The organism is Paraburkholderia nodosa, assembly GCF_001718195.1.
Lineage (GTDB): Bacteria > Pseudomonadota > Gammaproteobacteria > Burkholderiales > Burkholderiaceae > Paraburkholderia > Paraburkholderia nodosa_A.
The window spans coordinates 1-22160 of record NZ_MCNV01000030.1 but is presented as its reverse complement, the minus strand read 5'-3'; the positions used below and the strand labels follow the sequence as shown (position 1 = coordinate 22160).

Here is a 22160-nt window from a genome sequence, read left to right as displayed (position 1 = left end):
GCAACATAGTTGCGCGTTACACCACCGCTGCGAGGGCGAAGGTAAGCCCGAGGCCCAGCAGCGAAATAATGGTCTCCAGTAGTGACCATGTCTTGAACGTCTGCACGACGCTCATGCCGAAATACTCCTTGATCAGCCAGAACCCGCCGTCGTTGACGTGCGAGAAGATCAGCGAGCCCGAGCCCGTGGCGAGCACGAGCAGCTCCGGCTTCACGGTCATGGCGCTGGCCGACGCGATCGGCGCGACGATGCCGCAGGCCGTGGTCATGGCGACCGTGGCCGAGCCCGTGGCGAGACGGATCAGCGCGGCGACGAGCCAGCCGAGCAGCAGCGGCGACAGATGTTCGTTCTGCGCCAGCTCGACGATCTGCTTCGACACGCCGCTGTCCATCAGCACGCGGCCAAAGCCGCCGCCCGCGCCCACGATCAGCGTGATGCCCGCGATCGGCGCGAGACAGTCGCCGCAGAACTTCTGGATCTGCTCGCGCGTGAAGCCGCGTTGCGCGCCGAAGGTCCAGAAGCTTACCAGCACGGCGATCAGCAGCGCGACGTCCGAGGTGCCGATAAAGTGCAACAAGTTGTTCGGCAACGTTTTCGGCTCGAACACGAGATCGGCCCAGCTGCCGATCAGCATGAGGATCACGGGCAGCAGGATCGTGAAGAGCGTGACGCCGAAGCCCGGCAGCTCGCTATCGGGCTTGGGGTCGGCCTTGCTCACGAACTGCTCGGAAAGCGGATTGCTCTCGGGCAGCTTGATGTAGCGGTGAATGAAGAGCGCGAAAAGCGGCCCGGCGATGATCGCAGTGGGCACGCCCACCATCAGGCCGTAAGCGATGGTCTTGCCGATGTCGGCGTGATACGCCTGCACGGCGAGAAGTGCGGCCGGGTGCGGTGGAATCAGCCCGTGCACGACCGAAAGGCCCGCCACCATCGGCAGGCCGATCAGCAGCAGCGACTTGCCCGTGCGCTTGGCGACGTTGAACGCAATCGGAATGAGCAGCACGAAGCCGACTTCGAAGAACACAGGCAGGCCGACGATGATCGCAACGACCATCATGGCCCAGTGAATGTTCTTCTCGCCGAACCAGCGAATGAGCGTCGTGGCAACGCGCTCGGCGCCGCCCGACTCCGCCATCATCTTGCCGAGCATCGTGCCAAGGCCCACCACGATGGCGATGTGGCCGAGCGTGTTGCCGTTGCCGGTTTCGAACGACTTGACGATCTGATCCATCGGCATGCCGACGGCGAGGCCGAGCAGCAGCGAAACGATGATCAGGACGAGAAACGGATAAACCTTGAAGCGCGTGATCAGCAGGATCAGCGCGGCGATCGCGACGAGCGCGTAAATCAGCAGCATGCTGCCGTGGGCCACTCCCATGAGGCTCCTCTCCAGGTAGTTGTTCGAAGTCCTTTTGCCCTGTGCGGCGACGGATGAGCGCCGCAGCGGCGCGCGCGGGACAAAAGCCGGCCGTCGCCGGGCCGGGGATTGTAGAGCTTATAACGACTTTTGGTGCAGCGTGCTTGAAAGACACGCGAGCCGCGCAAAGCGCGCGCCTGAAAGGCGCCGTTTGCGCGGCTCGTTGCACGCCTCTCGTACCCAAGGGGCGCGGCATTCCGGTCTTCGTTGCGCCGCAGCATGCGGCGCGCGTCAGCGCATCAAAGAGACGCGTTCTTTTAGCGCACCGGACGCGACAGCTCGCTCGCGGCGTGCGCAAGGCGCGTGACTTCGTCCCAGTTCTGCGCGGCGATGGCGGCCTTCGGCGTGAGCCACGAACCGCCCACGCAGACCACGTTGGGCAACGCGAGGAAGGTCGGCGCGGATTCGGCGCTGATACCGCCCGTCGGGCAGAACTTCAGCGTCGGGAACGGGCCGTGGAAGGCCTGCAGCATGTTCAGGCCACCGGCCGGAACCGCCGGGAAGAACTTGACGATCTCGTAGCCCAGTTCCATCGCGACGATGATGTCGGTCGGCGTCATCACGCCCGGCAGCAGCGGCAGGCCCGCGTCGAGCGAAGCCTGATGGATCTCGCGCGTGAGGCCCGGCGAAACGCCGAACTGTGCGCCGGCCTGCTTCGCGAGCGCGCAGTGCTCAGGCTTCGTGATCGTACCCACGCCCACGACGATGTCCGGCGCGATCTTCGCGGCGCGCTCGATCGCTTCGAGGCCGGCCTTCGTGCGCAGCGTGATTTCGAGCACCTTCACGCCGCCCGCATGGAGCGCGCGGGAAACGTGCTCGCCCTGCTCCGGCGTATCGAACGCGAGCACCGGGATGACGGGACCGAGGCGAACGATGTCGGCGACTGTGCGATTTGCCATGTTCAGGCTCCTTGATGATGAATTGAGTTCGCGGCGTGGGCCGGCGCATGCGCAGTTGCAACAGCCGGTGCGGGCGCGGCCTGCTCGCCCACGAGCGGACCGAACACCGTGGCGCCCAGCTCCGCCGGCGCGGCGGTGGCGCGGAACACGCCGAACAGCTCGCGGCCAAAGCCCACTTCATTGAGTTCCTGATGCGCGGGCTGCGCGACCGGACGGGCGTCCCACTCGGCAGCATCGACTTCGATGTCGAGCACGCCCTCCACCGCGTCGATCACGATCGTATCGCGGTCGCGCACCTTGCCGATCGGGCCGTGCAGCAGCGTTTCCGGCGAAACGTGGATGACTGCGGGCACCTTGCCCGACGCGCCCGACATGCGTCCGTCAGTCACGAGCGCCACGTGAAAGCCCTTGTCCTGCAGCACGCCGAGCAACGGCGTGAGGCGGTGCAGCTCCGGCATGCCATTCGCGCGCGCGCCCTGGAAGCGCACGACGGCCACGAAATCGCGCTCGAGTTCACCGCGGTCGAACGCTTCCTGCACGGCTTCCTGCGAATCGAACACGATGGCGGGCGCACGCACCTTGCGGCGCTCCGGCGCGACCGCGGAAACCTTGATGACGCCGCGGCCCAGACGCCCCTGCATCAGGCGCAGGCCGCCGTCCGGCTGGAACGGCGTCGGCAGCGGACGCAGCACGGTCTCGTCGGCGCTCTTCTCGACCGCCGGCACCCAGATGAGCTTGCCGTCGATGAGCTTCGGCTCCTCGGTGTAGTGACGCAGCCCACGACCCGCGACGGTATTCACGTCTTCGTGCAGCAACCCGCCGTCGAGCAGTTCGCGCACGAGGAAGGCGATGCCGCCCGCCGCGTGGAAATGGTTCACGTCGGCCTTGCCGTTCGGATAGACGCGCGCGAGCAGCGGCACGGCGTCCGACAGCACGTCGAAGTCGTTCCAGTCGATGATGATGCCCGCCGCCCGCGCCATCGCCACGAGGTGCAGCGTGTGGTTGGTCGAGCCGCCCGTCGCCATCAGCGCGACGATGCCGTTGATCACGGCCTTCTCGTCGACCACGTGGCCGATCGGCGTGTAGTGGCCGCGCTCGACGGTGAGCTCGAGCACGCGGCGCGCCGCCGCAGCGGTGAGTTCGTCGCGCAACGGCGTATGCGGATGGATGAAGGCCGAACCCGGCAGATGCAGGCCCATGATCTCCATGAGCATCTGGTTGCTGTTGGCCGTGCCGTAGAACGTGCAGGTGCCGTGGCCGTGATACGCGGCGGCCTCCGATTCGAGCAGCGCCGCGCGGTCGCACTGGCCCGTGGCGAACTGCTGGCGCACCTTGGCCTTGTCGTCGTTCGTGATGCCGCTCGTCATCGGGCCGGCGGGCACGAAAATGGTCGGCAGGTGGCCGAATTGCAGCGCGCCGATCAGGAGGCCCGGGACGATCTTGTCGCACACGCCCAGGCACAGCGCCGCATCGAACATGTTGTGCGTGAGCGCGACGGCCGTGCTCATCGCGATCACTTCACGCGAAAAGAGCGACAGCTCCATGCCGGCGTTGCCTTGCGTGACGCCATCGCACATCGCCGGCACGCCGCCCGCGAACTGCGCGACGCCGCCGCCTTCGCGGGCCGCCTTCTTGATGATGTCGGGGAAATCCTTGTAAGGCGCGTGAGCCGAGAGCATCTCGTTGTATGCCGAGACGATGCCGATATTGGGCTCGCGAATCGACTTGATCGAGATCTTGTCGCGCCCCTCGAGGCCGGCGAAACCGTGGGCAAGATTCGCGCATGAGAGCGCGCCGCGCGCCGGGAACCGGTCCTGAGCCGCCGCGATGCGCGCCAGATAGGCCTCGCGCGTGGGCTTGCTGCGCTCGATCACGCGCTGCGTGACCTTCATCAATTGAGAATGCAGGGAAACCATCGAATCTCCTTCCTTCTTGTCACGGCGGGGACGCTCGGGGCCAGATCTGGTGCGCCCTTGGGCGCACCAGACAGCGATGGCGCGATGTTAGTAGAAAAACTACACGACGACAATCCCGGTAAGACCCTGGGAGTGCGACGGTAAACGACCGCCTAGTCTCATTATTTACAGGCCTTGCGCGTTGATGCGCGCAGGAACTGAAAAGGAGCAAACGTCGATCCTGTAGTTTTTGTACATAACGTCCGATCCGTTATAGTCCACGGATCTTTCAGCATAGTGCGAGTTTCCTGATGCTGCTGTCCCAGGTGAAAGCCATGCGCGAGCAATTGCGCCCTTCGGAGCGCAAGCTCGCCGATTACGTGATTCAGGCGCCTCGCGAGGTGCTCGATCTGTCGATGACCGAGGTTGCCGAGCGCGCAGGCGTGAGCCAGCCGACCATCGCGCGGTTTTGCCATGCGTTGGGATTTTCCGGATTCCGGGAGTTCAAGATTCGCCTCGCGCAGGCCGTTGCCGCGGATCTGCCCTCAGAACATCCGGCCGTCTACCGCGACGTGAGCCCGGACGAGCCGGTACCGGGCGTCGCGGCCAAGGTGCTCGACCGCACCATTGGCGCGCTCCTGCAGGTGCGCAACAATCTCTCGACGGACTCGCTCGCCGCGGCGATTGGCCTGCTCGCGCACGCGGCGCGTATCGAGTTCTATGGTGCGGGTGGCTCGGGCATCGCTGCACAGGACATGCAGCACAAGTTCTTTCGCCTCGGCATGCCTAGCGTCGCGTATTCGGACCCACAAACGTTTCTTATGTCGGCGGCGCTGCTCGGCCCCGGCGATGTCGTGGTGGCGATCTCGAACACGGGGCGCACGCGCGACATCGTGGATGCCGCGCGCACGGCGCTCGATCGCGGCGCAAAGGTAATCGCCATCACGCATGGCACGTCGCCGCTCGCGCGCCTGGCGAGCGTCGGCCTGCACGCGAATGTCGACGAAGACACCGACGTCTTCTCCCCGATGACGTCGCGGACGTCGCATCTCGCGATCGGCGACATACTCGCGGTGGGGGTCGCGCTGCAGCGCGGTCCGGAGTTGGCAGAGAAACTCGCAGATGCCAAGGAGATCATCGCGCGAAGAAGGCTGGACCCGAATGGCTAATGGCGGACCAGAAGGCGCCCAACAAAACAAGCGGACTCCCGAGGGAGTCCGCTCTGCATTTCGGCCCAGACCGCAACCGATTAAGCCTCAGACGCTTACCACTGGTACGACATACCGCGGCCGACCGTGGCACCGCCTGCCGATGCATAACCGCCGCCCACTTTCACCTTGAGGTTCTGTGTGATGCGCGCCGATGCGCCGAGCGCCACTGCTTGATAGCCCTGGAAGTTGGCTGTGCCGATACCCACCGCGACGGTCTTGCCCTGATCGACTTCCGGCATCATTGTCAGCGCGGTTGCCGCCGCGATAGCGCCGTAGGCGTTGCGCGCCACCGAGTTGACGTTGCTCTGGAGCCCATTCAAGCCGCTCTGCAGCTGCCCCATGTTCACCGCATCGGTAGCGTTGACGCCATTCGCGACATGGGCGATCCGTCGCTCGTTGCCTTGCGAGCCCACGGACACGGTGTCGTCCTCGTCCGCGATCGAATTTGCACCGCGCGCTACCGAGTTGTTGCCCGTGGCCTTCGCCGAGTCGCCAATCGCCGTCGCGTTCGGACCCGAGGCAATCGCACCGCCGCCTGCCGCGATCGAGCTGGCGCCCGTGGCCGAAGCCGCGCCGCTCGTCGTAGTGGTCGACAGATACTCAGTGCCGTTGACGCTGATGTTCTGAATCTGCTGATTCAGGTTCGAGACCACGACGTTCGTGGCGTACAACTGCGAGCCCGTGACGGCGTCCGTGCTCGACGCCGAGAGTTCAGCGTCCTGCAGGTTGGGCAGCTTGACCGGCGTCGTCGATTCCGTGCCGCCCAGCGTGACCGAGCTGTGCTTCGACGTGTCGTACATCACTGCATCGGCCAGCTGGCCATTGATGTTCGTGACGTCACCTTGCAGGTTCGTGATGTCGGTCGTGTTCTGTGTCACGCGGCCATCGAGGTTCGTAATCGCCCCACCTACGCTGTTGTAGGTGTCTCCACCCACGTTATACGTCGGGTTCGAGATCGAGCCATCGCTGTTCACCGTCGAGCCGCCGCCGAACGAATCCGCCGTCGAGCTGGCCAGGTTGTACAACTGGGAGCCGTTCACCGCGTCGAAGCTCGTCGCCGAGACTGCGCCCGCCGCCACGTTGTGCAAGGCCACCGGCGTGGTCGCATCCGTGCCGCCCAGCGTCACCGAGTCGTGCGTCGCCCTTCTATAAAGAAAATCATCTGGCCCATTAAAGCCAACGATCTGCGTCGAACACGCCATGGCTCGATAATTCCGACAACTGAGGGATTCCCTACAGATTTATCGGACCAATACGCGATTACAGGAGCAACTTTACGAATTCGAAGTCACAGGGAGAATAAGAGAACTCTTAAAGCAAAAAGGTCGATGAAAAAGGGCCGAGGCACACAATCAGCAAAGGCAATAGCAATAGTTCGCAGGAGTCAGCAATGTTCTCAAAGGTCGAGATAAGAACCGCAGAGGCAGCAGGAAATTTCCATTTATTTTCACCAATTAGACGGAATCGCATTACAGAAAAACAGCCTTGTCTTTATACGAGAAAAATCTCCTACGCCTTTTAAGAAATCCTACAATTCAATCCCAATTGCATCCGCAATTGTCAGGTATTTTTCAATAAATATTAAACTTCAGGCTATCCGCCGAGATTTATCGGATATCGGGGGCGCACGTGCTGAGCGACGCGGGTTTGCAGGTGCTCGACAATATCGCCGTGGCGAGCGGCATCTACGGTTACACACCTGCGGCAGGCCTGGAGGCGATCGAGTATCGCTTCACTGACGTGCTCGTGAAGCAGGCGTGCAGCTGGCGTGTCGTAGCGGCCCGCATGCGCCGCGAGACAGCGGGCGCTATCTGACGGCGCCCGCGCGCGGGAAAAAGCTGAATTACGCGCCGCGGTGGCGGCGTGAGTGCGTCAGTGATTCAGAACGGCTTGATGACAGCCAGCGCCACCGCAGCCAGCATGCCGAGCACGGGAAGCTCGTTGAACATGCGATACCACTTGTCGGAGCGGCGGTTTTCGCCGCGCTCGAAGGTCTTGAGCAAACGTCCGCAGTACGCGTGATAGACGATGAGCAGCACCACCACGCCCACTTTCGCATGGATCCAGCCCTGGCCGCGCCCAATCCCCACCACGAGCCACAGCCACAGTCCGCATAGCAGCGCGGGCACGGCGATCATCGTCATGAAGCGGTAGAGCTTGCGCGCCATGATGAGCAGGCGCTTGACGGCCGCAGGCTCGGTTTCCATCGCGAGATTCACGAAGATGCGCGGCAGGTAGAACAGGCCCGCGAACCACGAGGCGATCAGCACGATGTGAAACGTCTTGACCCAGAGCATCGACATTATTTTTTCTTCTTCGTGAGCGATTGTGCAACGAGGCGGGGCGCTACGCCGTGCGCCGCCCCGAGCGATGCGTGACTATTGACGGCCTTCGCCGTGGCCGAGCACGACGTACTTCAACGAGGTCAGCCCTTCCAGGCCGACCGGGCCGCGCGCATGCAGCTTGTCGTTCGAAATGCCGATCTCCGCACCGAGGCCGAACTCGAAGCCGTCGGCGAAGCGCGTCGAGGCGTTCACCATCACGCTCGCCGAGTCGACTTCTCGCAGAAAGCGCATGGCGCGGTCGTGGTCTTCGGTGACGATCGCGTCGGTGTGGTGCGAGCCGTAGGCGTTGATGTGCTCGATCGCGTCGTCGAGCGTGTCGACCACCTTCACCGCCAGCACCGGCGCAAGATACTCGGTACGCCAGTCCTCTTCGATCGCGTCCACGAGCGGACCTACGCCCGCGTCGGCGAGAATCGCGCGCGCCGCAGCATCCACGCGCAGTTCGACTTCCTTCTCGCGATACAGGCGGCCAAGCGGCGGCAGCACGTCGTGCGCAATGCCGCGCGCCACGAGCAGCGTCTCCATCGTGTTGCAGGTGCCGTAGCGGTGCGTCTTGGCGTTGTCGCACACGGTCAGCGCCTTCGCGAGATCGGCGCGGTCGTCCACGTACACATGGCAGATGCCGTCCAGGTGCTTGATCATCGGCACGCGCGCCTCTGCCATCAGGCGCTCGATCAGGCTCTTGCCGCCGCGCGGAACGATCACATCCACGAATTCAGTCATCGTGATGAGCTTGCCCACGGCCGCGCGGTCGGCAGTCTCGACCACTTGTACCGCATCCTGCGGCAATCCCGCCGCAGCCAGCCCTTCGCCGATCAGCTTCGCGAGCGCCGTATTGCATTCGAGCGCCTCGGAGCCGCCGCGCAGAATCGTCGCGTTGCCCGACTTCAGGCACAACGCGGCAGCGTCGATCGTCACGTTCGGCCGCGACTCGTAGATGATGCCGATCACGCCCAGAGGCACGCGCATCTGCCCCACCTGAATGCCGCTCGGGCGGAACTTGAGGTTGCTGATTTCGCCGATGGGGTCGGGCAGCGCCATCACCTGGCGCAGGCCTTCCACCATCGTCTTGAGCGCCTTGTCCGACAGCGTGAGACGGTCGATGAACGCCGCGTCGTGGCCCTTTTCCTTCGCACGTGCGAGGTCGCGTGCGTTCGCATCCTTCAACTGCTGCGCGTCGCGCTCGATGGCTTGCGCCACCGCTTCGAGCGCCGCGTTCTTCGCGGCCGTCGTGGCTCGTGCCATCGCGCGCGAAGCGTTGCGGGCGCGGCGGCCGAGGTCGGTCATGTACTGGTCGATATCCATAGTGTCTTTCGTCATGCGGCGCGTGAGGCGCAGTCAGATGAGCTGCCCAGGCGCGGTTCGATTCAAAGCGGTTCAGGCCGATTTTAAGGCCAGCCGCCAAGGTTTGCTGGACGTGGCCGGGCGGCCCGGCAGGTGCACCGGCCGCGCGGCGCGGCATGAGGCAGGCGCCGACGCGCCGGTTCAGGCAAGCGCGGAACGCTTTATCCCGGACGGCGCGACGGCCCTGCGGTGCGCGGTCGGGCCGCGGCCGCGGCGGCGGCTGCCGCGGCTGGGCCAGCTGGCTGAGCACCCGGCTGCGCGCGTGGTGGCGCTCCAGCGGCGCGCGCACCGGCAGCGGCGCGCGCCTGCGGTGCGCCTTCGCGTGGCGCGGCCACGGTCATGGCGAGTTCGAAAAGGCCGTCCCAGGCATCGGGCGGCAGCGCATTGCGCCAGTCCGCGCGCGATTGACCCGAAAGCCCCTTGACCTGGCGGTCGAGGCGCGCCGCGAGCGCGAGACCGCGCTCCAGCGTCGCTTCGCTCAAGCGCGACAGCGCCGGCCCGATGAGCCGCTCGCGCGGCCCCCACACGCGGTTCTCGCGCAGCAGCATGGCGAGCGGCTTGCCCGCCGCCACGCCGCGCTTGATGCGCAACAGCGTGCGGATTTCCTCGACCACGGCCCACAGCACCAGCACCGACGCCTCGCCTTCGCCCTGCAGCCCGTCGAGCATGCGCGCGAGACGACCAACGTCGCCTGTGAGCATCGCTTCGTTGAGCTTGAATACGTCGTAGCGCGCGACGTTGAGCACGGCGTCGTGAATCTGCTCGAAGCTCAGCACGCCTTGCGGATAAAGCAGCCCAAGCTTCTGAATTTCCTGATGCGCCGCCAGCAGGTTGCCCTCCACACGCTCTGCCACGAATTGCAGCGCGCGCCGGCCGTCCTCGCCTGGCGCCACGCGCTGGCCTTGCAGCGCCAGACGCTGGCCGATCCAGTTCGGCAGTGCCGTGCGCTCGACGGGATCGATCTTCAGCGCGACGCCGCTATCAGCCAGCGCCGTGAACCATGCAGACTTCTGCGTGGCGGCGTCAAGGCGCGGCAGCGTAACGAGCATCAGCACGTCGGGATTCGAGGCAGCGGCGAGCGTCTTGAGCGCGTCCGCGCCTTCCTTGCCGGGCTTGCCCGACGGAATACGCAACTCCACCAGCTGGCGGTCGCCAAATAGCGACATCGACTGGCTCGCACCGAGGAGCGAGCTCCAGTCGAAGCCGCGCTCGACGGTGAACACCGAACGGTCGGTGAAGCCCGCCGCGCGCGCAGCCGCACGGATGCGGTCGCACGCCTCCTGGGCGAGCAGGTGTTCGTCGCCATAGACGACGTACAGGCCGGCCAGCCCTCGCGCGAGGTGCGGTTCGAGTGCGTCGGGTCGCAGTTGCATGGCGCTCGGTCGAAGGTCGCTCAGTAGATGGAAACCGCGCGCATTACAGCGGCGGCGGCGGCAGCGGTGCGCGCGGCGCGACACCCGGCACGACCTGATCGGGCGTCGGGTTGATCGTTCTGAGCACGGCAAGGCGCCGCATGAGCTGGTCGACGGCGTCGTTCTGCATGTCGGTGAACAGCAGATCGGCTTCCTGCGTCTTGGCGGTCGAGAACTGATCGCTGTACGTCATCGCGCGATTCAGCGAAATGGCGCTCGGCTGGATCAGCACGCTGCCATCCGGTCTGGTCAGCGTATAGTTCAGCGAATAGTTGACCTGATATTCCACGACTGCGCCGAGTGAATTGAGCGTGAGCGTGCTGAAGCTGCGCCCTTCGGATATGTGCAGCACGGCGTCGGCGTTGGCCACCGAGTCGACCACCACCGAATCGCTGCCGCCTTCGACCATACGCGAGAGGCGCCCGACGAGCGGCGGCGGCGCGCCGACGACCGCGAGGCGCTTGAAGGCGAAGTTCTCCTCGCCGCGCAGCTGGAAGCCGCACGCCGAGAGGGCCAGCGCGCTGCCCGCCACGAGCGGGAACAACCTGAGAAACGATCTGCGAATCACATGGACTCCCTGGGTTCGCGACAGAGTCGCCGGTGTCGGCTGAGCGGCGCCGCGCGGTGCTTCACGCGCTACGCCGCTCACATGGCCTTGGTTTGCCTCGTTAGACCACGACGTTCACGAGGCGGCCCGGCACGACGATGATCTTCTTCGGTGCACGGCCTTCCGCGAACTTGACGAACATCTCGTGCGCAAGTGCAGCCGCCTCGATCGCGTCCTTCGGTGCGTCCTTGGCCACCGTCACGGCGCCGCGCACCTTGCCGTTCACCTGCAGCACGAGTTCGATTTCGGCCTGCTCCAGCGCCTTTTCGTCGACCTTCGGCCACGGTGCATCGAGCAGCGTGCCGTATTCATCGCCGTAGCCGAGCGCCTTCCAGAGTTCGAAGGCGATGTGCGGCACGACCGGGTACAGCACGCGCAGCAGCACGCCGAACGTTTCGCGCTGCACGCCCGCACCCGCACCCTTGGCGCCGTCGATGGCATTGAGCATCTTCATCGCCGCCGATACGACGGTGTTGTACTGCAGGCGCTGGTAGTCGAAGTCGGCCTGCTTGAGCACGCTGTAGACTTCGCGGCGCAGCGCCTTTTCGACGTCCGTGAGCGCCGCCGCGTCGAACGAGGCACGCGACTGGATCGCTTCGGCGTTCGCGTGGCCAAAGGCCCACACGCGGCGCAGGAAGCGGCTTGCGCCTTCCACACCCGCGCCCGACCATTCGAGCTGCTGCTCGGGAGGCGCCGCGAACATCGTGAACAGACGCGCCGTGTCTGCGCCGTACTGGTCGATCAGCACCTGCGGGTCGACGCCGTTGTTCTTCGACTTCGACATCTTCTCCACGCCGCCCAGCACCACGGCCTGGCCGTCGCTGTTGAGCGTCGCGCCGATCGGGCGGCCCTTGTCGTCGTGCGTGACGGTCACGTCGGCCGGGTTGTACCAGGTCTTCTTGCCCGCAGCGTCTTCGCGATAGAACGTTTCGTTGAGCACCATGCCCTGCGTGAGCAGGTTCTTCGCCGGCTCGCCGAACTTCACGAGGCCGAGGTCGCGCGAGACCTTCGCCCAGAAGCGCGAGTACAAGAGGTGAAGGATCGCGTGCTCGATGCCGCCGATGTACTGGTCCATCGGCATCCAGTAGTCGGTGCGCTCGTCGACCATGTTCACGGCATCCGGCGCAGCGTAGCGGTAGAAGTACCACGACGAGTCGACGAAGGTGTCCATCGTGTCGGTTTCGCGCTTCGCGTCGGCGCCGCAGGTCGGACACTTGCAGTTCAGGAAGGCTTCCGACTTCGCGAGCGGGTTGCCCGTGCCGTCCGGCACGAGGTCTTCCGGCAGCACGACCGGCAGGTCCTTTTCGGGCACCGGCACGTCGCCGCAGCTCGGGCAGTGGATGATCGGGATCGGCGTGCCCCAGTAGCGCTGGCGCGAAATGCCCCAGTCGCGCAGGCGCCACGTGACCTGCTTGTCGCCGAGGTCGAGCGCCTTGAGGTCGGCCGCGACGGCGTCCACGGCCGCCGTGTAGGCGAGGCCATCGTATTTGCCGCTGTTCACGCAAACGGCGCGTTCCTTGTCGCCGTACCATTCCTGCCAGCCGTCGAGCGAGTAGGTCTCGCCTTCTGCGGCGATGACCTGCTTGATCGGCAGGTTGTACTTCTGCGCGAATGCGAAATCGCGCTCGTCGTGGCCCGGCACGCCCATCACGGCGCCTTCGCCATAGCTCATCAGCACGTAGTTGCCGATCCACACCGGCACCTGCTCGTGCGTGAGCGGGTGCGTCACGGTAAAGCCCGTGGGCACGCCCTTCTTTTCCATCGTCGCGACGTCGGCTTCCGCCACGCCGCCGCGCTTGCATTCGTCGATGAACGCCTGCAACTCCGGCTTGCCTTGCGCGAGACGCGTGGCAAGCGGATGCTCGGCCGCGATCGCCGCAAAGGTCACGCCCATGATCGTGTCGGCGCGCGTGGTGAACACACGCAGCAGCTTCTTCTCGCCATCCAGCTCGTACGGGAAGCCGAAGTTCACACCGAAGCTCTTGCCGATCCAGTTCTGCTGCATGATCTTCACGCGCTCGGGCCAGCCGAGGCCGTCGAGGTCGTTCAGCAGTTCGTCGGCGTACTGCGTGATGCGCAGGTAGTACATCGGGATTTCGCGCTTTTCCACCAGTGCGCCCGAGCGCCAGCCGCGCCCGTCGATCACCTGCTCGTTGGCGAGCACCGTCTGATCGACCGGGTCCCAGTTCACCGTGCCGGTCTTCTTGTAGGCGATACCCTTCTCGAGCATCTTCAGGAAGAACCACTGGTTCCACTTGTAGTAGTCGGGCTTGCAGGTGGCGATTTCACGCGACCAGTCGATGGCGAGACCCATCGACTGCATCTGGCCCTTCATGTATTCGATGTTGTCGTACGTCCACCTGGCCGGCGGCACGCTGTTGGCCATCGCGGCGTTTTCGGCGGGCATGCCGAACGCGTCCCAGCCCATCGGCATCAACGTGTTGTAGCCGTTCATGCGCAGGTAACGGTACATCACGTCGTTGATCGTGTAGTTCCGCACGTGGCCCATGTGCAGCTTGCCCGACGGATACGGCAGCATCGAGACGCAGTAGAACTTGGGCTTGTCGGTCTTCTCGGCCGTCCGGTAAGCGTCGGTGGCGCGCCATTCGCCTTGCGCGGCGGATTCGACGTCGGAGGGAACGTATTTTTCGAGCATGGTGTGGATGGTGAACGCTGGAAACGGGCCGTTTCGGTGCCGGATGCACCGGGCCGGCCGTTCACGATACCGGCAGATTGCGGCGGTTTCGCTGGGCCCGTTTTTAAAGGAAACGTTGATTATACCGTTGACTGGCGCGCGCTCAGCGGCGTGCGCAGTGGCGTCTTCAGTGAGCGCCGGCGGGCGGCTCGGTCACGAAGCCTAAGCGCGTGAGACCGGCCTGCTGCGCAGCGCCCATCACCTGGGCGATCGCGTCGTAGCGCGTCTCGCGCGCGGCGCGCAGTTGCAGCTCCGGCTGCTGCGACTCGGGCTCTTTGCCCGCTGCCGTGAAGCGCGCGCGCAGTTCGTCTAGCGTGATGGGCTGGGCGTTCCAGTAGAGCTTGCCGGCGGCGTCGATGGAGAGCGTGACGGTCTGCGCCGTTTGCTGCGCCGGCTCGGCGGCGACCTTCGGCAAATCGAGCCGGATCGCGTGTGAGAAGAGCGGCGCCGTGATGATGAAGATGACGAGCAGCACGAGCATGACGTCGATGAGCGGCGTCATGTTGATTTCCGACATCGGTGCCGTATCGCGCTTCTTTTCGAGTCCGCCGAATGCCATACGCGTTGCCTCCTACGACTCGGCGCGCGCGCCTTCGCGCATCGCGCCGTGCGCACCTTCGCGGCGCAGCGGCGCGCCTTCGGGCGCACAGGCATAGGCGTGCAGATCGTGGGCGAAGCCGTCGAGATCGTCGCAGAGCTGGCGCACGAGGCGACCCAGCACGTTGTAGGCGAGCACCGCAGGAATCGCGACGACGAGACCGAAGGCCGTCATGATGAGCGCCTCGCCCACCGGGCCAGCCACGTTCTCGATCATCGCCTGGCCGCTCGCGGCAATGCTGCCGAGCGCGTGATAGATGCCCCAGACGGTGCCGAGCAGACCGACGAACGGCGCCGTGCTGCCCACCGAGGCGAGCAGGACCTGGCCGAATTCGAGGCGCCGCTGCGACGCCTGCAGCGCGCCGCGCAGCGCCCGCAGGACGCGCTCGCCGCGATCCACGCGCGCGAGCATCACGCCGGGCGCGTCGGCTTCCTCGGCGGCGAGCGCCGCCTGAGCCAGCGGCAGAAACACGCGCTCGCGGTCGACCGGACGCATGGCGGCAACGCCGTCCGCGAGCGTGCGCGCCTGCCAGAAGCGCGCAATGGCGCGTGGCCCCTGGCGCTTCGCGCGCAGCAGGATCCAGCTCTTGATGATGAGGAAACACCAGCTCGCGACCGACATGGCGAGCAATACCCACGCAACCGCGTGGGTGACCGCGTCGCCCGTCTGCAGATAGTGAATGACTCCGGAACTCGCTGCCATCGGACCTCGCTCACTGTCGGTCCGGCGCAGGCGCCGGACCGTAGGGGAAACGCTCAGCGCAGGCCGAGCACGTCCTGCATATCGTACAGGCCATGGGCCTTGTCCTGCAGAAAGCGCGCGGCGCGCACGCTGCCCTGGGCATAGGACAGGCGGCTCGAGGACTTGTGCGTAATCTCGATGCGCTCGCCAATGCCCGCGAACAGTACCGTATGATCGCCGACGATATCGCCGCCGCGAATCGCCGAAAACCCGATCGTCGAGGGGTCGCGCTCGCCCGTGACGCCTTCGCGGCCATACACGGCGCATTCGTCGAGATTGCGGCCGAGTGCGTGCGCCACGGCCTCGCCCATCGCAAGCGCGGTGCCCGAGGGCGCGTCGACCTTGTGGCGATGGTGCGCCTCGATGATCTCGATGTCGTAGCCGGTCTCGAAAAAGCGCGCCGCATATTCGAGCAGCTTGAGCGTGACGTTCACGCCCACGCTCATGTTGGCCGCAAACACGACGCCGATCTTCTGCGCGGCCGCGCCGAGCTGCGCCTTTTGCTGGGCGTCGAAGCCGGTCGTGCCGATCACCATCTTCACGCCGTGGCGCTGCGCCGCCTCGAGGTGCACGAGGGTGCCTTCGGGGCGCGTGAAGTCGATCAGGCAGTCGCTTTGCGCGAAGACCTGCTCGATGTCGTCGGTGATGCGCACGCCGGTGTCCTTGCCGAGGAACGCGCCGGAGTCCTGGCCGACGGCGGCCGAGCCCTTGCGCACGAGCGCGCCCGAGAGCGTGACGTCGGGCGAATTCAGGACGGTTTCGATAAGCATGCGGCCCATGCGGCCCGATGCCCCCGCGATTGCGATTTTCATGAGTCTTCCTGCCATTGTGTCGCGGGCCGCGGTGCCGGGTCCTACCAGGCGCCACGCAGCGCCGCCGCCAAAAAACGCGGCGGCCGGTGGTGGTGACACCCCGGCCGCCGGATCGAGGCGTGGCGCGCCTCGCGCACGACGCCCTGCTTGTGTTACCGGCTGGGTCAGCCGGGTCAGTTGCTCGGAGCCGCAGCGGCCCCCGAGGCCGGCACCGTGGGTGGCGCGGCGAGCGACGAATCCCGTGCGGGGCCTGACGGCGCCGCATTGGTATCGCCTGTGCCTTGCGCGCCGGCGGTCGGGCCAACCGGGTTGCTCGGCGGCACGCCCTGGATTTGCGGCTGCGGCTGACGATGCAGCTGAACCTGCGATGGCATCGTGCCGACGTTCTGCGGCAGCGCCGACGACTGCGGATTGCCCGCGCGCACCGACGGCGTGAAGCCCGACGGGGTTTGCACGGCTTCCGTGGCGCGGTTCGCGGCGGCGGCCGCCTGTGCGTTGGCGTCCTGCGGCAGTGCGTTGGTCGCGGTGCCGAGTTCGGACGACGGCGTGCGCGCCGTGTCGCCAACCGTCGGGCCGGTCGCGCTCGAAGCCTGCCCGGGCGCGCCTGCTGCAGCCGCCACCGGCGCCGAAGCGCCCGAGGCCGGCGCGGCCGCGACGGCCTTCTTGCCGGTGCGGTCGCCGTCGATTTCGGCGAGCAGTTCGAGGTTCGAGGGCAGGTCTTCGCCGCCCGACCAGCTCGCTACGCGGTCGCCTTCGAACAGCACGACGAAGTCACGCTGCTGGACCACGGCGGTCGAGCCGCGCTTGAAATAGAAGATGTAGTCCCAGCGATTCGCATGGAACATGTCGGTGAGGAGCGGCGTGCCGAGCAGCTGCTTGACCTCGGCGCGCGACATGCCCACCTTCATCTGCGCCGCGGCTTCCGCCGAGACGAAATTGCCTTGCACGATGGTAATGCGGTAAGGCGTAATGCTCTGGGCGACGCGCTGCGTCACGCTGTCGTATGTTTTACAGCCGGCGAGCGCCGCGAACGCGGCCGCAGCCAGCAGGGTGCACGCCAGGCGGCCGCCGTGCATGCGCCGGCCGATCGTTGTGAATTCTGGAATCATTTCCCTCACCGTGCGGGCTTTTCGCGAAGCCGCGCGTATTCTGTAGAAGATCGTTCGAAGTTCTGGCGAAAATGCCCGGAACGGCAAAAACGCATTAACATAACAACCTAGCATTGTACTCCAGGGACTTATCGTCATGACCAATCCAACCGATCTCAAGAACATCGGCCTCAAGGCGACGCTGCCTCGCCTCAAGATCCTGGAGATTTTTCAGCACAGCCCCGTGCGCCATCTGACCGCCGAAGACGTCTACCGGAACCTGCTGAACGAGGAGCTCGATATCGGCCTCGCCACGGTCTACCGGGTCCTCACCCAGTTCGAGCAGGCCGGGTTGCTCACGCGCAGCAACTTCGAATCGGGCAAGGCGGTGTTCGAGCTGAACGAGGGTAGTCACCACGACCACCTCGTGTGCCTCGACTGCGGCATCGTTGAAGAATTCTTCGACCCCGAAATCGAAAAGCGCCAGCAAATGATCGCCACGGAGCGCGGCTTCAAGCTCCAGGAGCACGCCCTCGCGCTCTACGGCGCATGCACGAAGGAAAACTGCCCGCACCGCAAGCACTGACCGCCGCTTGCGGCTTGCAGGCTGCAGAAAAGGAAACGCCACGGCAGATCTGCCGTGGCGTTTTCGTTTGGGGAGCCGGTATTGGCGAAAAACGGGCCGGCCCTCAGGCGGGCACGAGTGCCGTGTCGGCTTGCGCGAGCCGCCAGGGCCGCGCGAGCGCGATCTCGTCGCAGTTCGGCTGCGTGCCGCCGCGATCGATCACGACGAAGTCACTTACGCGCCCGAACGCGAGCAACGGGTGATGCCAGACGCCTTTGGCGTAGTTGACGCCCTGCCCGCGCCCGGCCCAGAACGCCCGCAAGCCGGCCGGATCGAACTCGCCCGCGGGCGCGACCACCACCGCGTAGTCCGCTTCGCCGAGCGGCACGAACGCCTGGCTGCCTAGCGGATGTCGCTCCATCATCGCAATCTCGACGGGCCACGTACGCGGCTGGGCGCGAAACACGCTGACGATGGGCTGGCCGCCCGCCTCGTTCACGTCGATGGCGGCGAGATCGTGAAAGCGCTCGGTCGTGCCGCCGTTGATCGGAAAATGACGCGCGCCTTCGAGTTCGATGACGTCGCCGAACGGCGCGAACGCCTGGCGCGTCAAGGGTTCCATGTGCAGGATCTGCATCGCGGCTCCTCGCTTAAGCCAGTTCGCCCCACAGGCGCAGGCGCGAGACGCCGCCGTCCGGGAAGATGTTGAAACGCACGTGCGTGACCGGGCCGAGCGCCGCGATCCTGCTCTCGAACACGTGCTGCTTGTCCATTTCGAGCTTCTGCTCGGCGAGCAGTTCCGGCCAGAACATCGCCTGGGTGACGAGCGAGTCGTCGGTACCGCCCGTCACGGTCGCCGCCTGCAGCGAGCAGCGGTCCGGGTAGTTGCCCTTGAAGTGCGCCGTGTCCACTTCGACCTTGCGGATGATGCCGGGCCGCGCGAGCGCCACGATCGCCCAGTCGTTGCCCGGCTCCCGGCGGCGGCGCGTTTCCCAGCCGTCGCCCATGTTCACGCCGCGGCCGGGCATCAGGATCGTGGAAGCGAGCCCGAAGTGCTGGTTGTTGGCCGCGACCAGATAAGCGCCGTTTTCGATCGCCGCGAGATCGATGAGGCTGCCGCGCTCCACCGTGTTCCAGTCGCGCCGGGGCTGACCGTACACGCGCAGACGCGCGAGGCCGCCGTCGGGATAGAGATTCACGCGCAAATGCGTGAACGCGCGCGTATCGCTCACTTCGACGTAGTGGTGCTGGTTGCCCTGCAAGGTCGTCGCGGGGACGATGGTCTGCCAGTCGGTGTTGTCACTGGGGGTATCGTCGTCGCCCAACTGCGCGTAGCACGCCTCGATCGAAGCCGCCGGCGGGAAGTTGCCCGTGAAGTGGCTCGTGTCGAGATCGAGGCCGTAAATCACGCCCGGGCGCGCGAGGCGCACGATGCAGAAGTCGTGGCCCGTCGTGCGCTTGCGGCGCGTTTCCCAGCCGTCCATCCACTTGCCGTGGTCGTCGTACTTGCCGGGGATGAAGACCGCCGGCTGCGGATCGAGCATGCGCTCCTTCGGCGCGAAGAACTCGTCGCTCGCGTGGAGCGCGCGGGCGCCCAGACGCGGATCGGCGAGGTTCATGTAGCGGCGCGTGAAGGCGGGAGCATTGGGGTCGAGAGTCGGAATGGCCATGATGGTGTCGTTCGCGTGGGTTGTTCAGTTGATCGAAGGAAAACGAATGCCGAGTGCTGGGTCAGGCGTGCGCGTGCTTGCCGCCGAGCGCACCGTTTTCGCCATGCGCCGTGTCTGCGTCGCTGTCGCCCGCCGGCACGTAGAGAAAGCCTTCGTCGAGGTTCAGCACACGCCTGGCGCGCGCCTTGTCGATGTCGTGCTCCCACACTGCGACCACCACCGTCGCGACGCAGTTGCCGATCAGGTTGGTGAGCGCGCGAGCGATGCCGACGAACCAGTCCACCGGCAGGATCAGCACGAGGCCGAGCACGGGAATCGCGGGAATGGCGGAGAGCGTGGCGGCGAGAATCACGATCGCCGAGCCGGGAATGCCGTGCGCGCCCTTCGAAGTGATGAGCGACACCAGCACGACCACGATGAGGTCGTGCATCGACAGCGGCGTGTTGGTTGCCTGCGCGATGAAGATCACGGCGAGCGTGAGGTAGATCGAAAAGCCGTCGAGATTGAACGAGTAGCCCGTCGGGATCACGAGGCCCACCGTCGAATCCTTCACGCCCATCCATTCGAGCTTGCGCATGATCTGCGGCAGCACGGCGTCGGACGAAGCGGTGCCGAGCACGATCGAGAGTTCTTCGCGCAGGTAGCGGATCAGCTTGAACACGTTGAAGCCCGCCAGCCGCATGACAATGCCGAGCACGACCGCAACGAACACGACGCAGCTCGCGTAGAACACGATCACGAGCAGCCCAAGCTGCTTGAGCGAAGCGACGCCGTAGGTGCCGGTCGTGAACGCGATCGCGCCGAGCACACCGAGCGGCGCGAGCTTGATGATGAAGCCCATCACGCGAAAGAAAACCTGGGAGAGTTCGTCGATGAGGCTGTTCACACGCTGCGCCTTCGGGCCGAGCAGCGAGAGCGCGCTGCCGAACAACACCGAGAATACGAGGATTTGCAGGATGTCGCCCTTCGCGAAGGCGTCGAAGGCGGTGTCGGGAATGATCTTCAGCAGGAAGCCCGCGGTGTCCTTCAGGCTCCTGGCGTGCTCCGTGTAGGTCGCAAGCGAGGCCGCATCGAGCGAGTGCAGATCGACGTTCATGCCCGCGCCCGGACGCGTGACATACGCGAGCACGGCGCCGATCACGAGTGCGACGGTGGTCATCGCCTCGAAGTACACCACCGACTTCAGGCCGACGCGGCCCACCTTCTTCAGGTCGCCCGCGTGCGCCATGCCGCTTACGACCACGCAGAACACGATCGGCCCGATCACCATCTTGATGAGCTTGAGAAAGCCGTCGCCGAACGGGCGCAGCGATTGAGCGAAATGCGGAAACACCGCGCCTACGACGATGCCTAGTACGAGGGCGATCACTACGCGGCCAAACAGCGAATTGAAGAACTTCGTCACGACTGTCTCCTACTGAGCAGGGGTGGAGCAACTGTTCTGACTGGTCTGACCAGCACTGTTATGGCGGATAGTAGGAAGCCGATATACCGGAGTCAAGGTTGGCAAGTGCGGTGTTTACCCTTGCGCGGTCTGACCAGTTTGCGGGCCGGAGCGCCACGCCTTGTCCCACGGCGCACGGGCGTTGACGCGATGCACCATGCGGGTGCTCGTGACGGGACTACAATACCGGTCAGACCACGCGAAAGCTGCCCGCGCCATCCGATGAAGAACGTTCCGCACACCGTCACCGACGCCGCCATCGCCACGATCCGCGAACGGATCGAGGGCGGCCTGTATCCGGTCGGCAGCCTGCTGCCCGCGCAGCGGCAGCTTTCCGAGGAGCTGGCGATCAGCCGCGCGTCGTTGCGCGAAGCGCTCTCGACGCTCGAAGCGCTCGGCATGCTGTCGATCCGCGCGGGCAAGGGTGTGTATGTGACGAGCGCGCAGGCCACCAACGCTCACCCGTGGCGTTTCGCCGATCAGTCGTCGCTGCCCGACACCTACCAGATGCGCTACGCGCTCGAAGGCTTCGCCGCGCGCATGGCGGCGCTCGCCATCGGCGATGCCGACGTGGCGTGGCTCGAAGCGAACACCGAGGCGCTGCACAGCGCCCTCGCCTGCGACGAACTCGACGAAGCCGCGCAGCTCGACTTCGAGTTCCACATGCGTATCGTGAATCTCGCGGGCAATGCGGCGATCGAATCGATCCTGCGCAGCAGCGCCGACATCATGAAAGAGAGCCAGCGCATGCCGTTCTACCGGCGCGAGCGCGTGCTCTCCACGCATCGCGAGCACGGCCTGATCGTGGTGGCGCTGAAGGCGCGCGACTCGGCGGCGGCCGGCGAGGCGATCGAGGCGCACATCGCCAATGCGGCACAGCGCGCGGGCGTGTACTTCCCCACGCCGCCCGCGTTCGCTGCCGCCTCCCAGAGCGCGATCGAAAAATAAGGACAAAAAAAATCTATGGTCACCCCCGTTTTTGCAACCTTGATCGTTGACGTTGTGGTTGGCTTGCCTAAATCTATCCGGCGTCGTTGTGGGGATCACTCCCCGCGCCACGATGAGAGTCGCGCCTGATGGTCCTTAAAACCGCCGCGGCTTCGAGAGCCGATTTTTTTAACAGGTTGTCCGTCAGGCCGGTATGCCGTTCACGTCATCAAAGTTCAGCGGTCGCAAAACCAGGTGGGGGACTGCGGTAAAGCGTGGTTGGGGATCGGGCGCTCAGGCCGGCGCGTTGAGGCCCGGTCGCGCATCGAACGTGCCGTGGCGAGTCGCCAGTGCCCAGGCGGTGCGCGCCAGCTTGTTCGCCAGCGCGCAGGCCACGACGTTCGAGTGTCGGCGCGTGAGCATGGCGCGCACCCACTCGGCGAGCCGGCCACTCTGCCGATGGAGCTGCTGCATGTAGACGCGGGCGCAC

20 protein-coding genes and 1 pseudogene are annotated in these 22160 nt (G+C 65.5%); 4 read left to right on the top strand and 17 right to left on the bottom strand.

Translation table 11 applies throughout. The features are described from left to right. Positions 1–16: 16 nt before the first annotated feature. The 3 genes from BFD71_RS32885 to edd all read right to left on the bottom strand — a co-directional run bounded on the left by BFD71_RS32885 (position 17) and on the right by edd (position 4232). Complete coding sequence (locus BFD71_RS32885) at positions 17–1378, bottom strand: GntP family permease (protein WP_069268431.1); 1362 nt, start codon at positions 1376–1378, stop codon at positions 17–19. A gap of 296 nt (positions 1379–1674) precedes the next feature. Continuing rightward, on the bottom strand, positions 1675–2316 hold the full coding sequence (gene eda, locus BFD71_RS32880) for a bifunctional 4-hydroxy-2-oxoglutarate aldolase/2-dehydro-3-deoxy-phosphogluconate aldolase (RefSeq protein WP_069268430.1): 642 nt from the start codon (positions 2314–2316) through the stop codon (positions 1675–1677). 2 nt (positions 2317–2318) lie between these two features. Further along, positions 2319–4232, bottom strand: coding sequence for a phosphogluconate dehydratase (gene edd / locus BFD71_RS32875; protein ID WP_069268429.1), 1914 nt, complete (start codon positions 4230–4232; stop codon positions 2319–2321). A gap of 290 nt (positions 4233–4522) precedes the next feature. Between edd and BFD71_RS32870 the strand changes: the two genes are divergently transcribed. Further along, positions 4523–5380 carry a MurR/RpiR family transcriptional regulator gene (locus BFD71_RS32870; RefSeq protein ID WP_069268428.1) on the top strand — a complete coding sequence of 286 codons (858 nt, stop codon included), beginning with the start codon at positions 4523–4525 and terminating at the stop codon, positions 5378–5380. 95 nt (positions 5381–5475) lie between these two features. Here BFD71_RS32870 and BFD71_RS32865 read toward each other — a convergent pair whose 3' ends face one another. After that, complete coding sequence (locus tag BFD71_RS32865) at positions 5476–6624, bottom strand: YadA family autotransporter adhesin (protein WP_083245605.1); 1149 nt, start codon at positions 6622–6624, stop codon at positions 5476–5478. A 427-nt stretch (positions 6625–7051) separates the two neighbouring features. Here BFD71_RS32865 and BFD71_RS32860 point away from each other — a divergent pair, with 427 nt between their 5' ends. Continuing rightward, entirely contained in the window at positions 7052–7237 is a 186-nt protein-coding gene (locus BFD71_RS32860; RefSeq protein WP_069268426.1) for a hypothetical protein, read from the top strand. A gap of 65 nt (positions 7238–7302) precedes the next feature. Here BFD71_RS32860 and BFD71_RS32855 read toward each other — a convergent pair whose 3' ends face one another. The 9 genes from BFD71_RS32855 to BFD71_RS32815 form a co-directional block, all read right to left on the bottom strand. After that, complete coding sequence (locus BFD71_RS32855) at positions 7303–7725, bottom strand: CopD family protein (protein ID WP_133182365.1); 423 nt, start codon at positions 7723–7725, stop codon at positions 7303–7305. Positions 7726–7800: 75 nt separating this feature from the next. Further along, positions 7801–9072 (bottom strand): glutamate-5-semialdehyde dehydrogenase, encoded by a 1272-nt coding sequence (locus BFD71_RS32850; RefSeq protein ID WP_069268425.1) that lies wholly within the window; start codon positions 9070–9072, stop codon positions 7801–7803. A gap of 200 nt (positions 9073–9272) precedes the next feature. Further along, positions 9273–10484 (bottom strand): DNA polymerase III subunit delta, encoded by a 1212-nt coding sequence (gene holA, locus BFD71_RS32845; protein WP_069268424.1) that lies wholly within the window; start codon positions 10482–10484, stop codon positions 9273–9275. A 43-nt stretch (positions 10485–10527) separates the two neighbouring features. Next, positions 10528–11091 (bottom strand): LPS-assembly lipoprotein LptE, encoded by a 564-nt coding sequence (locus tag BFD71_RS32840; protein ID WP_069268423.1) that lies wholly within the window; start codon positions 11089–11091, stop codon positions 10528–10530. 100 nt (positions 11092–11191) lie between these two features. Further along, on the bottom strand, positions 11192–13786 hold the full coding sequence (gene leuS, locus BFD71_RS32835) for a leucine--tRNA ligase (protein WP_069268422.1): 2595 nt from the start codon (positions 13784–13786) through the stop codon (positions 11192–11194). Between the two features lie 166 nt (positions 13787–13952). Further along, positions 13953–14384 (bottom strand): ExbD/TolR family protein, encoded by a 432-nt coding sequence (locus BFD71_RS32830; RefSeq protein ID WP_069268421.1) that lies wholly within the window; start codon positions 14382–14384, stop codon positions 13953–13955. Positions 14385–14396: 12 nt separating this feature from the next. Further along, the gene (locus BFD71_RS32825; protein ID WP_069268420.1) at positions 14397–15125 is read right to left on the bottom strand and encodes a MotA/TolQ/ExbB proton channel family protein; all 729 of its coding nucleotides are present in this window, start codon (positions 15123–15125) and stop codon (positions 14397–14399) included. 53 nt (positions 15126–15178) lie between these two features. Next, positions 15179–15976 (bottom strand): 4-hydroxy-tetrahydrodipicolinate reductase, encoded by a 798-nt coding sequence (gene dapB / locus BFD71_RS32820; RefSeq protein WP_069268419.1) that lies wholly within the window; start codon positions 15974–15976, stop codon positions 15179–15181. A gap of 173 nt (positions 15977–16149) precedes the next feature. Continuing rightward, on the bottom strand, positions 16150–17085 hold the full coding sequence (locus BFD71_RS32815; RefSeq protein WP_069268418.1) for an outer membrane protein assembly factor BamE: 936 nt from the start codon (positions 17083–17085) through the stop codon (positions 16150–16152). A 136-nt stretch (positions 17086–17221) separates the two neighbouring features. Here BFD71_RS32815 and fur point away from each other — a divergent pair, with 136 nt between their 5' ends. Further along, entirely contained in the window at positions 17222–17650 is a 429-nt protein-coding gene (gene fur / locus BFD71_RS32810) for a ferric iron uptake transcriptional regulator (protein WP_069268417.1), read from the top strand. Positions 17651–17753: 103 nt separating this feature from the next. Here fur and BFD71_RS32805 read toward each other — a convergent pair whose 3' ends face one another. The 3 genes from BFD71_RS32805 to BFD71_RS32795 all read right to left on the bottom strand — a co-directional run bounded on the left by BFD71_RS32805 (position 17754) and on the right by BFD71_RS32795 (position 20704). Beyond that, complete coding sequence (locus BFD71_RS32805) at positions 17754–18266, bottom strand: ureidoglycolate lyase (RefSeq protein ID WP_069268416.1); 513 nt, start codon at positions 18264–18266, stop codon at positions 17754–17756. Between the two features lie 13 nt (positions 18267–18279). Then, the gene (gene alc / locus BFD71_RS32800) at positions 18280–19299 is read right to left on the bottom strand and encodes an allantoicase (RefSeq protein ID WP_069268415.1); all 1020 of its coding nucleotides are present in this window, start codon (positions 19297–19299) and stop codon (positions 18280–18282) included. Positions 19300–19360: 61 nt separating this feature from the next. Beyond that, positions 19361–20704: a C4-dicarboxylate transporter DctA gene (locus tag BFD71_RS32795; protein ID WP_069268414.1), complete on the bottom strand. Its 1344-nt coding sequence runs from the start codon at positions 20702–20704 to the stop codon at positions 19361–19363. Between the two features lie 261 nt (positions 20705–20965). Between BFD71_RS32795 and BFD71_RS32790 the strand changes: the two genes are divergently transcribed. Then, a complete protein-coding gene (locus tag BFD71_RS32790; protein ID WP_069268413.1) occupies positions 20966–21691 on the top strand; it encodes a FadR/GntR family transcriptional regulator in 726 nt (241 codons plus the stop codon). A 273-nt stretch (positions 21692–21964) separates the two neighbouring features. Here the strand turns inward: BFD71_RS32790 and BFD71_RS32785 are convergent. Then, a pseudogene (locus tag BFD71_RS32785) lies at positions 21965–22160 on the bottom strand (IS110 family transposase); the annotation flags it as partial.